The 14874-nt window shown below is 71.1% G+C and carries 10 protein-coding genes; 1 reads left to right on the plus strand and 9 read right to left on the minus strand.

The window, feature by feature from the left end:
* Window positions 1-218 precede the first annotated feature (218 nt).
* From ACFYMC_RS24275 to ACFYMC_RS24300, 6 genes are all read right to left on the minus strand, one after another.
* Window positions 219-2534 carry a xanthine dehydrogenase family protein molybdopterin-binding subunit gene (locus ACFYMC_RS24275; protein ID WP_388528804.1) on the minus strand — a complete coding sequence of 772 codons (2316 nt, stop codon included), beginning with the start codon at window positions 2532-2534 and terminating at the stop codon, window positions 219-221.
* Window positions 2531-4393 (minus strand): 2Fe-2S iron-sulfur cluster-binding protein, encoded by a 1863-nt coding sequence (locus tag ACFYMC_RS24280; protein WP_388528806.1) that lies wholly within the window; start codon window positions 4391-4393, stop codon window positions 2531-2533. The genes ACFYMC_RS24275 and ACFYMC_RS24280 overlap by 4 nt, the downstream gene beginning before the upstream one ends.
* Window positions 4390-5289, minus strand: coding sequence for an FAD binding domain-containing protein (locus ACFYMC_RS24285; protein ID WP_388528808.1), 900 nt, complete (start codon window positions 5287-5289; stop codon window positions 4390-4392). The genes ACFYMC_RS24280 and ACFYMC_RS24285 overlap by 4 nt, the downstream gene beginning before the upstream one ends.
* Window positions 5290-5542: 253 nt before the next feature.
* Window positions 5543-7180 carry a beta-N-acetylhexosaminidase gene (locus tag ACFYMC_RS24290; protein WP_388528810.1) on the minus strand — a complete coding sequence of 546 codons (1638 nt, stop codon included), beginning with the start codon at window positions 7178-7180 and terminating at the stop codon, window positions 5543-5545.
* A gap of 198 nt (window positions 7181-7378) precedes the next feature.
* Window positions 7379-7666: a DUF3039 domain-containing protein gene (locus tag ACFYMC_RS24295; RefSeq protein ID WP_388528812.1), complete on the minus strand. Its 288-nt coding sequence runs from the start codon at window positions 7664-7666 to the stop codon at window positions 7379-7381.
* Between the two features lie 28 nt (window positions 7667-7694).
* On the minus strand, window positions 7695-8336 hold the full coding sequence (locus ACFYMC_RS24300) for a YqgE/AlgH family protein (protein ID WP_388528871.1): 642 nt from the start codon (window positions 8334-8336) through the stop codon (window positions 7695-7697).
* 262 nt (window positions 8337-8598) lie between these two features.
* On the opposite strand from ACFYMC_RS24300, the gene murA reads away from it, so the two are divergent.
* Window positions 8599-9939 (plus strand): UDP-N-acetylglucosamine 1-carboxyvinyltransferase, encoded by a 1341-nt coding sequence (gene murA, locus ACFYMC_RS24305; protein WP_388528814.1) that lies wholly within the window; start codon window positions 8599-8601, stop codon window positions 9937-9939.
* A gap of 64 nt (window positions 9940-10003) precedes the next feature.
* Here murA and ACFYMC_RS24310 read toward each other — a convergent pair whose 3' ends face one another.
* From ACFYMC_RS24310 to ACFYMC_RS24320, 3 genes are all read right to left on the minus strand, one after another.
* Window positions 10004-10285, minus strand: a complete 282-nt coding sequence (locus ACFYMC_RS24310) for an HU family DNA-binding protein (RefSeq protein WP_388528816.1) — start codon at window positions 10283-10285, stop codon at window positions 10004-10006.
* 379 nt (window positions 10286-10664) lie between these two features.
* Complete coding sequence (locus ACFYMC_RS24315) at window positions 10665-12089, minus strand: NAD-dependent malic enzyme (RefSeq protein WP_388528818.1); 1425 nt, start codon at window positions 12087-12089, stop codon at window positions 10665-10667.
* Window positions 12090-12543: 454 nt separating this feature from the next.
* Window positions 12544-14865 carry a HelD family protein gene (locus ACFYMC_RS24320; protein WP_388528820.1) on the minus strand — a complete coding sequence of 774 codons (2322 nt, stop codon included), beginning with the start codon at window positions 14863-14865 and terminating at the stop codon, window positions 12544-12546.
* Between the last annotated feature and the right edge of the window lie 9 nt (window positions 14866-14874).

Genomic DNA, 14874 nt, shown 5'->3' on the forward strand with positions numbered 1-14874 from the left:
CGCAGCCATTTCGTCCGGAGTCACACACCCACAACGCGACACACAACCCGAAGGACACGCACCACCAAACACGACCTGACCAAGCACTACTAGGCTCTTGGTCCTAGGCCCCAGGGCCGAAGCGCCTGGTATCCGCGGGCGAAGTCCTCGCGGCAGCCCCGGGGCTCCGACTGGCCACACGCCGGGCCGCAAGGAGCGCGGCCCGGCGTGCGAATGCCTCAGGAGACGGGGGTGACAGCCGCCTGAGGTCGGATGGGCAGCCGGTTCACCGGACGCCCGGTGGCCGCGCGAACCGCCGCGGCCACGGCCGCCGGCGAGGTCACCACCGGCACCGCGCTCGCCGCCTTCGCACCGAACGGGGCCACTACGTCGCGTTCCTCGACCAGGTTGACGATGCGGATGTCCGGGGCGTCCAAGGTGGTGGGCAGCGCGTATCCGGTCAGGTCGGGGTGGCGGACCACGCCGCGTGCCGTGCGCAGGTTCTCGGTGAGGGCCGCCCCGACCCCCTGGGTGACTCCGGCCTCGATCCGGGCGGCGAGCTGGCGAGGGTTGAGGACCCGGCCGACGTCCTGCGCCACCGCCATCTCCACCACGCGTACCGCGCCGAGTTCGACGTCCACATCGACGACCGCCCGGATCGCACAGAAGGCGAGGCCGACGAAGGCGTCGCCCTGCCCTTCGCCGTCGAGCGGCTCCGTCGGGTGCGGTCGGCACTGGGCGGTCGCCCACAGTTCCTTGCCGGCCATGGCCTCGGCGACCGTGGTGGTGAAAGCCCCGTCGTAGGAGGTGATCTTGCCGTCGGCGATCGAGAGCAGCTCGGTGGACATACCGAACTTGTGGGCCAACGGCTGGAGCAGTTGGGTACGGACCATCTTCGCGGCCCGTTCGACGGCGCCGCCCGAGACCCAGGTGTGACGACCGTGCGTGGTCGGGCCGGCCGGCGGCTGGTCGGTGTCCACCGGCGCCACCTGCACGTCCTCGATGCCCAGTACCTGCTGCACGATCTGGCGGGCGAGAGTGCTGAACCCCTGGCCCGTCTCGACTGCGGCGCACATGACGGTCGCCACCCCGTCGTGCACCTTCACGGTGGCCGTGGAGACTTCGTCGGCTCCCTCGGCCCCCAGCATGTGGACCATGCCGAGTGCGTACCCGACGCCTCGGCGCACCGCTGCGGGCTCGCCCGCCCCCTCGGGGCCGCCGGGCAGCAGCCAGTCCTCCTCGGGGGTGTCCTTGGGCAGTCCGGGTAGCTCACAGTCGCGTACGGAACGCAGCAGTTCGGCGACGGGCGCCGGGCAGGTGACGCTCTGGCCGGTGGGCAGGAGGTCCCCGGTGGCCAGTACGTTGCGCATGCGCAGCTCGGCCGGGTCCAGCCCGAGCTTGTTGGCCAGTTTGTCCATCTGGCCTTCGTAGGCGGCACAGACCTGCATCGCCCCCTCCCCCCGCAGGTGACCGGAGGGCGGGTTGTTGGTGCGCACGGCCCAGCCTTCGACGAAGGCGTGCGGGACGACGTACGGGCCGCAGGCGAAAGCCACGGCTGCGGCAAGTGACTCGCGGGAGTCGTCGGCGTAGGCGCCGGCGTCCATCAGGATCTGCGCCTCCACCTTCACCAGCCGCCCGTCGGTGTCGGCGTGGTGGCGGTAGCGCAGCAGGGTGGGATGACGGTGGGCGTGCCCGAGGAAGGACTCCTCGCGGGTGGCCGCGAGTTTGACGGGACAGCCGGTGCGCAGGGCCAGGAGGCCCAACGGCAGTTGGAAGCCGGCGTCTTCGCGGTCCCCGAGGGCGCCGGGCACCCCAGTGACGACGATCTTCACCCGGTCCGGTTCGAGCCCGAAGCAAGCGGCGGCCAGGTCGCGGTCGGTGTGCGGATCGGTGGATGCGAGGTAGATCTCCACGCCACCGTCGGGCCGCGGCACGGCCAGGCCCGCTTCGGCGCCGATTGGGGCGGGATCCTGGCGGCCGACCCGGTACAGCCCCTCGACGACGACCTCGCCGGTCACCTCCGGGTCTCCGTAGCGCAGCGGGATGTGCCGGATCAGGTTTCCGTCAGGGTGCAGCGGAGGGGCGGAGAAGGCTCGTTCGGGGTCGGTGATCGGGTCGAGCAGCTCGTACTCGACCACGATCGCGGCGGCTGCCAGGCGGGCGGTGTCGGGATGGTCGGCGGCGACGGCGGCGATGGGCTCCCCGTGGTGGCGGACCATCTCGGATGCGAAGACCGGTCGGTCGTTGACGCGGCGGCCATGGGTGGCGGATCCGGGGACGTCAGCTTGGGTGATGACGGCCCGCACACCCGGCATCTCTGACGCGGCTGCGGTGTCGATGGAGATGATCCGGGCATGGGCGTGCGGGGAACGCAGCACGGCAGCCCAGAGCAGTCCCTCGGCCCACAGGTCGGCGGCGTACGGGAACGTCCCCTCGGCCTTGGCCCTGGCGTCCGCGGGCTGCAGGGAGGCGCCCAGGCCGTGGGTCGGCTCCTCGGTGGGTGCCGAACGAGCCGGGTCTGAGGTGGCGGTAGCGGTGGCCACGTCGTTGCTCACGCCATGCCTCCGTCGTGGGTGTGGTGGACGCTCCCGGCGCCGGGCGGGGCCTGGTGCGGGATGCGGGCATCGGCCGGGGCCGTACCGGGCGGTTGCTGTTCGGTGGGGGGCGCCTCGCCTTCACGCCCGGCTTCCCGTTCCGCCACCACCTGGCGGACGGCCTCCAGTGCCCCGCGGTAGCCGGAGCAGCGGCAGAGGTTGCCGCACAGGGCTTGCCGGGTCTCCAGCTCGGTCGGCGCGTGGTTGCCTTCCAGCAGGTCGTGGATGGTCATGGCCATGCCCGGGATGCAGAAGCCGCACTGCACGGCCCCGCCACAGGCCAGCGCCCGCTGCACGTCGGAGACCTCACCGCCGGCGGCCAGCCCTTCGACGGTCCGCACCTCGCTGCCCGCGGTGGTGGCCGCGGGCACCAGGCAGGAAGCCACCAGACGGCCGTCGACCTGCACCGCGCAGGCCCCGCACTCGCCTTGCGAGCAGCCGTCCTTCGCACCAGCGAGGCCGAGCCGTTCGCGCAGTACGTACAGCAGCGACTCCCCGATCCAGGCGTCGGTGACAGGACGGTCCACACCGTTGACCCGTAGGACGTAGGAGGCGTGCGGGTTCTCGTGGTGCGCCCCACCGGGGTCGGGGGACGACTTCGCCTCAGGCTCCTGCACCGGGTCGGGCGCCGTCCCGTCGGTCCCGGTCCGCCCCTCGGCGGCGTCGACCACCCAGGCGGAGTCCGCCGGGGCGGACGACGCTTGTTCACCGACCGGCGCGCCGTGCTCGGGCGCCGCTCCGGCGCCGGACCGGGAACGCTCCTCGGCGTGCCCCGGGGCGGTGGGGGCGTGGTCCTCGACGGCCTCCGCCTCGGGCACGGGGAACCCGGAGCCGACCGAGCCCCCCTGACGCAGGCCCGGATGGCCGGATCCTGGCGCGTCCTCGTAGCCCGCCGGAGCCGGGCCGGCAGTCGCGGGCCCGTCGAAGTGACCGGCCAGGGCGTCGGCTTCGTGGGTCGAGTAGCCGTCGGGCCCGGGCTCACCCAAACCGGCGTGCTCGGCTGCCTCGTGCCGGGCCCGTCCCGCGTCCTGCGCCGACCCCGCCGGGGCCCATGCGCCATGACCGCTCAGCGAGTCCGGGGCCAGACCGGGGTGGCCAGCAGCGGCGTCCGAGCCGAGGTGCAGGTGGCTCTCGGTGTCCGGTCCAGCGTGTCCGGCACCCTCCGCCTCCGCCGACTGTGGCGGAGCGAGGTGGGCCTGCGCCGCCGCTCCCGCAAAGGGCGCGGCAGGAGCCTGCGCGCCGGTTGGTTCGGCGGTGGCCCAGGGTGCGGCGGCGCCACCGGGCAACGTGGCGGGGGCTTGGTGCCCCCACTGCTGCATCAGCGATGAGGTGGTGAACTCCCCCGACTCGTCCTGGAGGTCCTCCCGTGCCGCCGGGACCGTCCACTGACCGGTCGCTGCCGGGTCCGGCTGCGGGTGGACCACTTCCGGGAAGCGCCATTCGGCCGTCGCACCGGAGTCGGCGGGAGAGGTCGAGACCGCCTCCCAGGCGTCCTCGTTGCCGGCGGTCGGGCCGGACGGGTGCCCGGCCGTGGTGGCCGCTTCCTGCCACGGACCGGCTTCGCCGCTCGGCATCGGCGCGGCGATGGTCCAGGTACCGGTGGCAGAGGGATCGGTACTGGCCGCCGGAGTCAGGGGGGTGATGACGGGTGGCACGTAGCCGTGCCCGGGCGCGGCCAGCGGCTCACCGGACCCGGTAGCGCCCAGCATCTCCTCGGGCAGCTTCACGAAGGCCGTGGCGTCCGAGTCGTACTCCCCGCCGTGCGGAACCGGCTGCCAGCCGCCCCACACGGGTTCCTGGTGGTTGTCGTTGGTACTCATGAGGTCAGCGCCCTCCCCAGGGCCCGCCGGGCCAGCACGGCCACCGTCCGCCGCAGGTGCACGATCGCCGGCGGTACCGGCGGCGGTTCCTGTCCGTCCGCCGGCGGCGCCGGATCAGGAACGCAGGCAGCTGCGACGTACTCGCCGAAGGCGTGCAGCGCGTCGGGCGACAGCGCCCGATCCGCGTCCCAGTCGATGAGGGAGGCCACCCACTGCTCTGCCTCCAGGGGCCGGAGCGGCATCGGTGCGACGGCACCCACCGCGCACCGCACTCCGCGCCGCGCCGGATCCAGGACCAGGGCGACGGACGCGGTGGCGCGCCCCGGTCCGGTGCGACCGGTGGCCTTGAGGAAGACCTGGGGCGCGTGCAGCAGGGGCACGCGGACGAAGGTGATGAGTTCGCCCGGGTGCAGCATCTCGCGTCCGGCCAACAGGTGGGAGACGGGGATCTCCCGCTCGCCGCCGCCCGGACCGGCGATGACGAGTGCCGCTTCCAGGGCGGCCAGCACCGGGAGCGAATCGCCGGCGGGCGCCGCCGTAGCGATGTTGCCGCCGAGGGTTCCGGCGTTGCGGATCTGGGGCGGGCCGGCGGCGCGGGCCGCTGCGGCCAGGGCCGGGATGAGGGCGGCGAAGTCGGGCCGTCCCATCCGGGCGTGGGTGAGGCCGGCGCCGAGCAGCGCGTGGCCGTCGAGGTACTGCCAACCACGGATCTCACTGATCCGTCCGAGTCCGACCAGCCCGGCGGGCCTGAGGAGCCCGGCGTTGACGGCGGCCATGAGATCAGTGCCGCCCGCCACGGGGACGGCGGCGGGCATGGCGGTGAGCGCCGCCACGGCCTCCTCGATCGAGGTCGGCAGCGTCACGGACTGCGCCGCCTGCGGTGCGTGCGTGGTCAACCCAGCTGCCCCTTCCCGGTGTCCCCGGCGCTCACGCCTGTTCCGCCGTACGGTACGTGCTCACCGCCGGGACGTGGCAACTCTGGCACATCCTTCACCCCGGGCCGATGGCAGGCCCGGGGGGAATCCGGTGGCAACCCGAACAACACTGCATTGCACCCTTTTTGCCGTATCTCCTATAGAGCGTCGCTCTTGTTCTACTTCGCTGCTCCGTCGGCCCGCGCCACCGTCCGACGGGCCCCCGGTCCGCCCCTCATACGTTCGGGGGTGCACCCTCCAGCGGGCGACCGAGCACCCCGGGCCGGCGCTGCCACGGCAAGGGGCCACCGGGCGGCCGGTATTCCACACCCAGCACGTCAAGTCGGCGGTAGTGCACTCCCATTCGCGCCTCGAACGCCTCGACGTCCCGGTCCGCGGGGGCCGGCAGGCGCGACCACACCACTTCGGCGAAGGCCGCGAGCCGAGGGAAGACCTGGTAGTCCAACCGGCTCCGGTCCTGAACCACCTCGGTCCACACGTTGGCCTGGGCGCCCAACACGTGCGCGGCTGCCTCGGACGAGAGCTCCGCCGGCACCGGCTCGAAGCGGTACACGTCCGTCAACGACCGCACGTAGCCGATGGGCATCGGCTCCTCGGCCGCACCGTCCTGACGGTGATCCAGGTACACGTGCTGCTGGGGGCACATCACCACGTCGTGGCCGGCTCGGGCGGCGGCGACCCCGCCCGCGTACCCGCGCCAGGAGGACACGGTCGCTCCGCGGGCCAGGCCACCTTGCAGGATCTCGTCCCAACCGATCAGCCTCCGCCCCCGCTGCGCAAGCCACCGGTCGAAGTGCCGGATGAACCAGGACTGGAGTTCGTCCTCGTCCGCCAGGCCCAGCTCACGCATCCGCGCCTGCGCTGAAGGGGATTTGCGCCACTGCTCCTTGGGGCACTCGTCGCCACCGACATGGATGAAGGGCGAGGTCTCCGGCGGGAAGAGGGCGAGGATCTCCTCGAAGACACCTTCATAGAAGCGGAGGGTGGCCTCGGTCGGAGCGAGGACATGCTCGGAGACCCCCCAGTCGTCCCACACCTTGAGCGTGGAGGTGTCCACCACGTCGGAGTTGCCCAATTCCGGATAGGCCGCGATCGCAGCCTGTGAATGGCCGGGCAGATCGATTTCCGGTACCACCTGGATGTGCCTGTCGGTGGCGTAGGCGACGATCTCCCGGATGTCCTCGTGGGTGTAGAAACCACCGTGCGGCGTCTCGTTCCACAGCGGCGAAGCCCGATGACCCCACTTGCTGCGGGCCCGCCAAGCCCCCACCTCGGTCAGCCGTGGGTAGCGTTCGATCTGCACCCGCCAGCCCTGGTCATCCGTCAAGTGCAGGTGCAGGACGTTGAGTTTGTGGGCGGCCAGCAGGTCCAGGTAGCGCAGCACGGTGTCCTTCGGGATGAAGTGGCGTGCCGTGTCCAACAGCAGACCCCGCCAGCCGAACCGCGGTGCGTCCTCGATGCGCAGGTACGGCAACTCCCAGGCGCAGCCGGGCAACGGCGCTCTGCGGTACGCCTCGTGCCCCAGGAGTTGACGCAGGCTCTGGGCCGCCCAGAACACACCTGCCGGGCCGCCACCGGCGAGCTCGACCCCGTTCCCGTCGACGGTCAGCCGGTACCCCTCGCCCCCCAGCTCCCGCTCCACGGTCTCGTCCACCACCAGCCTGATTCCGGCGGCGCGAGCGTCGCCGGGCGGCAGCGCGAGGCCGGTGGCCGCCCCCACCTCCCGGCGCAGCCAGCGTTCGGTCCGCTCGGTGCCGGGGCCGGCGGAAACCGTGGTCCCGGCGCCCAGCGGGTAGCTGCCCTCCCCCCGCTCGTCGCGCTCCACCCGTACGGGTACCGGAACCAGATCCATGACGTCCGCCCTTCCCATCCCACCAGCCGGATGTACCGGCCACCAAGGCAACGACCGAGCCGAGAAGCGCTCTGCGCAACGCCCGGTGCGCAGAGTGCCGCGGCATGTGCCCGGGGAGCCTATCCGGATACGTCGCAGGCCCCCAGGGCGCGCTGGTGGGCGCCCCGAGGGCCTGCGGGAAGACTCGGAAGTCGGCGACTACTTCTTGTCCTTGCCGCCCTTGTCCTTGTCCCCGCCGGGACCCATGGACTCGTAGATCTCCTTGCACAGCGGGCAGACCGGGTACTTCTTCGGATCGCGTCCGGGGACCCAGACCTTCCCGCAGAGCGCGACGACGGGGGTCCCGTCGAGCGCGCTCGCCATGATCTTGTCCTTCTGGACGTAATGGGCGTAGCGCTCGTGGTCGCCATCACCGTGGGACACCTGCGGCGTCGGCTCTACGAGGGTCCCCGTGCCAGACCCGCGCTCGGGCTCAAGAGTGCTCATGCTGCCAGGGTACTGAACACCGCGGAGCTCAGTTGAGCGACGGGTCGTCCGGGTAGGTGGCCACCATCGCCAGCTCACTGCGCTGACGGCGCAGCACCGACCGCCACAGGCGCTCCGGATCCGGCGCGGAGACGTCTCCGGGCTCGGAGTCGACCACGTACCAGGCGCCGTCGGCGAGCTCCTCCTCCAGCTGCCCCGGACCCCAACCGGAATACCCGGCGAAGATCCGCAGCGCACCGAGCGCACCGACCAGCAACTCCGGCGGGGTCTCCAGGTCGACCAGGCCGATCGCACCGTGCACCCGCCGCCATCCCGGCGGCCCCGAGTGGTCCAGCGCGACCACGGCGGGGCTGGTGCCCGGTGGTGGATCGCCCGGCGCACGGCCTTCGACCACCGAGCGGCCGTCCCCGCCGGGGATGACCGCGACGCCGAGCGCGGAGTCCAAGGAGACGGGGCCGCCCTGGAAGACCACGCCGGGCTCTCCGGTGAGGGCGGCCCAGGATTCGAGGATCTCGGCGACGCCCACGGGAGTGGGCCGGTTGAGGACCACGCCGAGGGAGCCCTCCTCGTCGTGGTCGAGGAGCAGCACCACCGCGCGGTCGAAGTTGGGATCCGCCAGTGCAGGGGTGGCGACGAGAAGCCGCCCGGTGAGCGAGGACACCCCGGTCATGACCACATGATCCCTCATGTTCGCCCCTCGGGGGGAGTGGGCGGCGGAGCTTGCGGGCGCGCGATCCAGGGCGCATCGCAGCAGATGGAGCGCGCGCCGGAAAGATCACCCAGAAGGGAACCCTCCGCAATCTGTCCGACACGGAGCGTTCTGTGGCGAATTCAGAACATTCCCGCGGCCCCAAGGGCCTTACGAAGTGGGGCCCCACGCCCCTTACCCTTTTCCCTGGCCCCCCGCCCACCCCTCCCAGAACGCGAGATCCATGACCGGCACAGACGATGTCCTGCTTGTCCACGGCGGAACCCCGCTGGAGGGCGAGATCCGTGTCCGCGGGGCGAAGAACCTCGTACCCAAGGCCATGGTCGCGGCACTGTTGGGCAGTGAGCCCAGCCGGCTGCGCAACGTCCCCGACATCCGCGATGTTCGGGTGGTTCGCGGCCTCCTCCAACTCCACGGCGTCACCGTGCGCCCCGGCGAGGAGCCCGGCGAGCTGGTGATGGACCCGACGCACGTCGAGAGCGCGAACGTCGCGGACATCGACGCGCACGCGGGTTCCTCCCGGATCCCGATCCTCTTCTGTGGTCCGCTCCTGCACCGTCTGGGCCACGCGTTCATCCCCGGCCTCGGCGGCTGCGACATCGGCGGCCGGCCGATCGACTTCCACTTCGACGTACTGCGGCAGTTCGGCGCGACCATCGAGAAGCGCGAGGACGGCCAGTACCTGGAGGCCCCCCAGCGCCTGCGCGGCTGCAAGATACGCCTGCCGTACCCGTCCGTCGGCTCCACCGAGCAGGTGTTGCTGACGGCCGTGCTGGCCGAGGGCGTCACCGAGTTGTCCAACGCGGCGGTCGAGCCGGAGATCGAGGACCTCATCTGCGTGCTGCAGAAGATGGGCGCCATCATCTCCATGGACACCGACCGGACCATCCGGATCACCGGCGTCGACCGACTGGGCGGCTACAACCACAAGGCCCTCCCTGACCGCCTGGAGGCCGCCTCCTGGGCCTCCGCCGCACTGGCCACCGAGGGCAACATCTATGTGCGCGGCGCCCAGCAGCGCTCGATGATGACCTTCTTGAACACCTACCGCCGGGTGGGTGGAGCCTTTGAGATCGATGACCGGGGCATCCGCTTCTGGCACCCGGGCGGCCCGCTCAACGCGATCGCCCTGGAGACGGACGTGCACCCCGGTTTCCAGACCGACTGGCAGCAGCCCCTGGTGGTCGCCCTGACCCAGGCGGCGGGCCTGTCGATCGTGCACGAGACCGTCTACGAGTCACGGCTCGGCTTCACCTCGGCGCTGAACCAGATGGGCGCACACATCCAGCTCTACCGCGAGTGCCTGGGCGGCTCGGCCTGCCGCTTCGGTCAGCGCAACTTCCTACATTCGGCCGTGGTTTCCGGCCCGACCAAGCTCCAGGGCGCCGACCTGGTCATTCCCGACCTGCGGGGCGGCTTCTCGTATCTGATCGCCGCGCTTGCGGCACAGGGCACGTCCCGGGTGCACGGCATCGACCTGATCAACCGCGGCTACGAGAACTTCATGGAGAAGCTCGTGGAACTCGGTGCGAAGGTCGAGCTCCCCGGTGGCACCGCCGTCTGACGTCCGCACGCACGAAGGGCGGCCACCCGGTCCAGGTGGCCGCCCTTCGTCTTGCCTCGGGGCCTTACTTGCCCTTGGCGGCTTCCTTGAGCTTGGAGCCCGCGGAGACCTTGACGCTGTAGCCGGCCGGGATCTGGATCGGGTCGCCGGTCTGCGGGTTGCGTGCGGTGCGAGCGGCACGGTGGGTGCGCTCGAAGGTCAGGAAGCCGGGGATGGTGACCTTCTCGTCGCCCTTGGAGACGACCTCGCCGACGGTCTCGGCGAGGGCGGCCAGAACGGCGTCGGCATCCTTGCGGGTCACCTGCGCGCGGTCGGCCAGCGCGGCCACCAGCTCACTGCGGTTCATTTTCTTACTCCCGTGTTCAACTTGCCTATGAGGCGTGAGATCGAAGCCGATGCTGCCAGGGTCCTCGGACAGTCCCCGGACCCGGGTCTGAACGTCAGACCCTCTCGCCCGGTTACGCATCCTGCCCCCACCAGCGGCGGGAAAGCCAATCCGGCACCCGCCAGGGTCACACGAAGGGCGCCACAAGCACCTCGCGGTGACGCTCCGTCCGCCGGCAGATGCGGACCGCAGGCTTCTGGCGCCGCAACAGTCGACGGTCGCTCCGTCATGGGAACATCGCCTGCCGCGGCACCAGCGGATCGCCGGGACCGCACCGGTGGGTACCCCGCCAAACCCTAGAGCGGGCCCGCGAGCCCCGCATCTCGCGACGCGCCGACGGTCAGGCAGACGTGGGGCTGCTCACAGAGGCGGCGGCGGCCTTGCGGACCGCCCCGGCCACCGCGCCGGCAACCTTGTCGTTGAAGACGGACGGGATGATGTAGTTCGGGTTCAACTCGTCCTCGGTGACCACATCGGCGAGGGCGGTCGCCGCGGCGAGCATCATCTCGGTGTTCACCGTGCGCGACTGGGCGTCGAGCAGACCGCGGAAGACGCCCGGGAACACCAGTACGTTGTTGATCTGGTTCGGGAAGTCCGAACGCCCGGTGGCCACAACTGCCGCCGTCTGGCGGGCGATCGCGGGGTCCACCTCGGGGTCGGGGTTCGCGAGCGCGAACACGATCGCACCCTCGGCCATCGCCGCCACGTCTTCCGCCGCGAGGACGTTGGGCGCGGAGACACCGATGAAGACGTCGGCGTCGACCACGGCCTGAGTCAGCGTGCCCGTGACCCCTTCGGGGTTGGTGTTGTCCGCGATCCAACGCAGCGGCGAACCCGGATCGGCGCTGCGCAGGTCCTCGCGCCCGGCGTGCACCACACCGTGGATGTCGGCCACGACGGCATGCTTGACGCCGGCCGCGATGAGAAGCTTCAAGATGGCCGTACCAGCCGCGCCGGCACCGGACATGACGACCTTCACGTCCCCGATCGCCTTGCCCACGACGCGCAACGCGTTGGTGAGCGCGGCCAGTACGACGATGGCCGTGCCGTGTTGGTCGTCGTGGAAGACGGGGATGTCCAGGGCCTCGCGCAACCGAGCCTCGATCTCGAAGCAGCGCGGCGCGGAGATGTCCTCCAGGTTGATGCCCGCGAACCCGGGGGCGATGGCCTTGACGATCTCGACGATGGCGTCTGCGTCCTGGGTGTCCAGGCAGATCGGCCAGGCGTCGATGCCGGCGAAACGCTTGAAGAGGGCCGCTTTGCCCTCCATGACCGGCAGCGCGGCCATCGGGCCGATGTTGCCCAGTCCGAGCACCGCCGACCCGTCCGTCACCACTGCGACGGAATTGCGTTTGATGGTCAGGCGGCGGGCGTCCTCGGGGTTCTCCGCGATCGCCATGCAGACCCGGGCCACGCCGGGGGTGTACACCATGGAGAGGTCGTCACGGTTGCGGATGGGATGCTTGGAGGCCATCTCGATCTTGCCGCCGAGGTGCATCAGGAAGGTTCGGTCGGAGACCTTGCCGAGGGTGACGCCTTCGATGCCGCGCAGTTTGCCGACGATCTCGTCGGCGTGCGCGGTGGAGCTCGCGGCGATGGTCACGTCGATCTGGAGCTTTTCGTGTCCGGATGCGGTGACGTCGAGGCCGGTGACCGAACCTCCGGAGGACTCGACTGCCGTGGTGAGCTGGGAGACCGCGGTTCCGCTCGCGGGCACCTCCAGGCGGACCGTCATCGAGTACGAGACGCTGGGCGCCGTTGCCATGGCCGAGTTCCTCTGCTTTCCCTGGTATTGCTGTGGCGCGTCTCCGTGGCGCGGTGACGCAATGGAGACACGTTGTCCGATCGTCCCACCTACCGGCCGGTATGAGCGAACCAGCCCCTCACCGGATCCAATTTTCGGAAAGACATTTCCACCATACGAGAAGTTGGGGCTGGGGTGGAAGCCCTGAACAGCCCAGGAGCACCTTGAGGACGGCTTCGGCCCACGAAAAAGGAGGTCCGCGTCCCTCGCCGAAGCGCTGGACGCGGACCTCCTCACGTCAAAGGCACCGACCCGCCATGCTCGCCTCGCGGCAAGTGGTCGCTCTAAGCGACGAAGGTTGGGCCCGGGGGCTTGGATCGAGCCGGTGCCGTACTCAGGCTAACAAAGGATCGTCCGGGATGGATTCCCGCACGCCAGTTCATCCGGGTACGAGCCAGGACGAACCGGAAGGCCGTCAATCACGCAGCAGATCGGGCACTCCCGCCACGTCCGGCTCGTCCCGCCGCCCCGACACCACCGTCAACTGCTGCGTGGCGCGGGTCAGTGCCACATAGAGCACCCGGAGCCCAGCCGGGCTCTCGTCGGCGATCTCCGCGGGCGAGACGACCACGGTCGCGTCGTACTCAAGCCCCTTGGCCTCCAGACTCCCCAGAGCCACCGCCCGCTCCCCCAGCCCGGCCAGCCACTGTGCGGCCTGCGCCCGGCGTTCCATCGCCACCACTACGCCCACCGTGCCCTCGACCTGCGCGAGCAGCCTCTCGGTCTCGGCCCGAACCGTTTCGCCCAACTCCCCGCTCACGGCCGTGAAGCGAGGTCGCAGGCCGGTGGAACGCACCGCCGTGGGCGACTCCATGCCGGGCATGGCAAGGGCGAGCACCTTGGCGGCGAGCTGGGCGATCTCAGCCGGGTTGCGGTAGTTGACGGTCAGTGTGAAACGACGGCGGGGGCGGGTTCCGAGGGCTTCGTCCCGGGCCGCGGCAGCCTCTTCCGGGTCAGTCCAGGAGGACTGCGCCGGATCGCCCACCACCGTCCAGGTCGCGTGCCTGCCCCGACGGCCCACCATCCGCCACTGCATGGGCGTCAGGTCCTGCGCCTCGTCCACGATGACATGCGCGTACTCGGTGCGCTCCGCGGCCAGCCGCTCCGCCCGCTCCCGCTGCGTCTCCTCCCGCCGCGGCATCAGCTCCTCCAGCCCGGTCAACTGGTCCAGCGGGTCCGCCTCCCGCTTGCGCTTGGGTCGAGCTGGGGAGCCGAGCATCGTCTGCAACTCGTCCAGCAACGCCACGTCGTGCACTGACAACGGACCACGGCCCTCCGGGCCCAGCCGTCTCAGCGAACGGGCGAGCTGCCGCGTCTCCCGGGGGTTGAGCACCCGGCGCGCCCAGCGGCCCAGCCTGCGCTCCTCGGACATCGCGGCCAGCACCCGGCGGGGGGTGAGCTCGGGCCACCAGGCATCCAGGAAGGCCAGGAACTCGTCCTCCGTCGCGACGTCCTCGTCGAACCCGGAGCGCAGTTCGGCGGCCAGCTCCGGATCGGTGTGCCGCATCGCCCCGCCGGACTTCGCCCACAGGGCGTCCAGCAACAGCCTGCGGGCCCGTGGACGCAACAGGTTCACCGGCGCGGTCCCACCCAGGGCGGAGAGCCGGATCCGGTGCAGTTCCTCGGCCGCCAACTCCTGGCGGCGGCCGAAGGCGACCACACGCAGCCGGTCCGGCGCCGGCCGCCCGGCCGCGGAGCCCAGCTCCAAGGTCCCGTGCACCGCCTTGCGGAGCACCTTGAGCATCCGCGACGAGCCCTTGATCCGGGAGACGGCCGGCTCGTCGTACTCCGTGGCCTCGGCACCGTCGACCAGCGAGCCCACCGCTCGGATGGCCACCTGCCCCTCCTCCCCCAGCGAGGGCAGCACCCCCTCGGTGTAGGCGACCAGCAGCGGGGTCGGGGAGACGATCAGGATGCCGCCCGCGTAGCGCCGGCGGTCCTGGTAGAGGAGGTAGGCGGCACGGTGCAGGGCAACCGCCGTCTTGCCGGTGCCGGGCCCTCCGGACACCTCCGCGATCGAGGCGGCCGGGGCCCGGATGACGAGGTCCTGCTCGGCCTGGATGGAGGAGACGATGTCCCGCATCGAATGGCTGCGGGCCCGCCCCAGGGAGGCCATCAGAGCGCCGTCGCCGATCGCCGGCAGTTCCTGGCCGTGGAGGTGGGCAGTGACCTCCGGCCGCATCAGGTCGTCTTCGACGCCGAGCACCTTTCGCCCCTTGGACCGGATCACCCGACGCCGCACGACCCGACCGGGTTCCTTGGGCGTGGAACGGTAGAACGGCGCCGCCGCGGGCGCCCGCCAGTCGATGACCAGCGGGGAGTAGTTCGCGTCCAGCACCCCGATCCGCCCGATGTGCAGGGTCTCGGCGATATCGGCGGTACCGTCCGGCCGGATGGCGTCGTCGGCGGGTTCCACCGAGGTGTAGGCGCCGTCCGGTCCGCGCTCCCCGTCCTTGCCGAGGACCAGGTCAATGCGCCCGAAGAGGAAGTCCTCGAACTCGTTGTTCAGCCGGTTCAGGTGGATCCCCGCCCGAAACACCTGTGCGTCGCGCTCGGCGAGTGCACCGGGCGTGCCGACCTGCCCCCGCTTGGCGGCGTCGTCCATCAGGAACTCAGCCTCGTGGATCTTCTCCTCAAGACGGACGTACACCTGGTCGAGATGTGTCTGTTCGACACCGATTTCACGATCACGAACTGATTCGACCGTGGAGTCGACAGCGGCATCCTGCGCGGCCACCGAGGGGCC

The organism is Streptomyces sp. NPDC006879 (assembly GCF_042869595.1).
GTDB lineage: Bacteria > Actinomycetota > Actinomycetes > Streptomycetales > Streptomycetaceae > Streptomyces.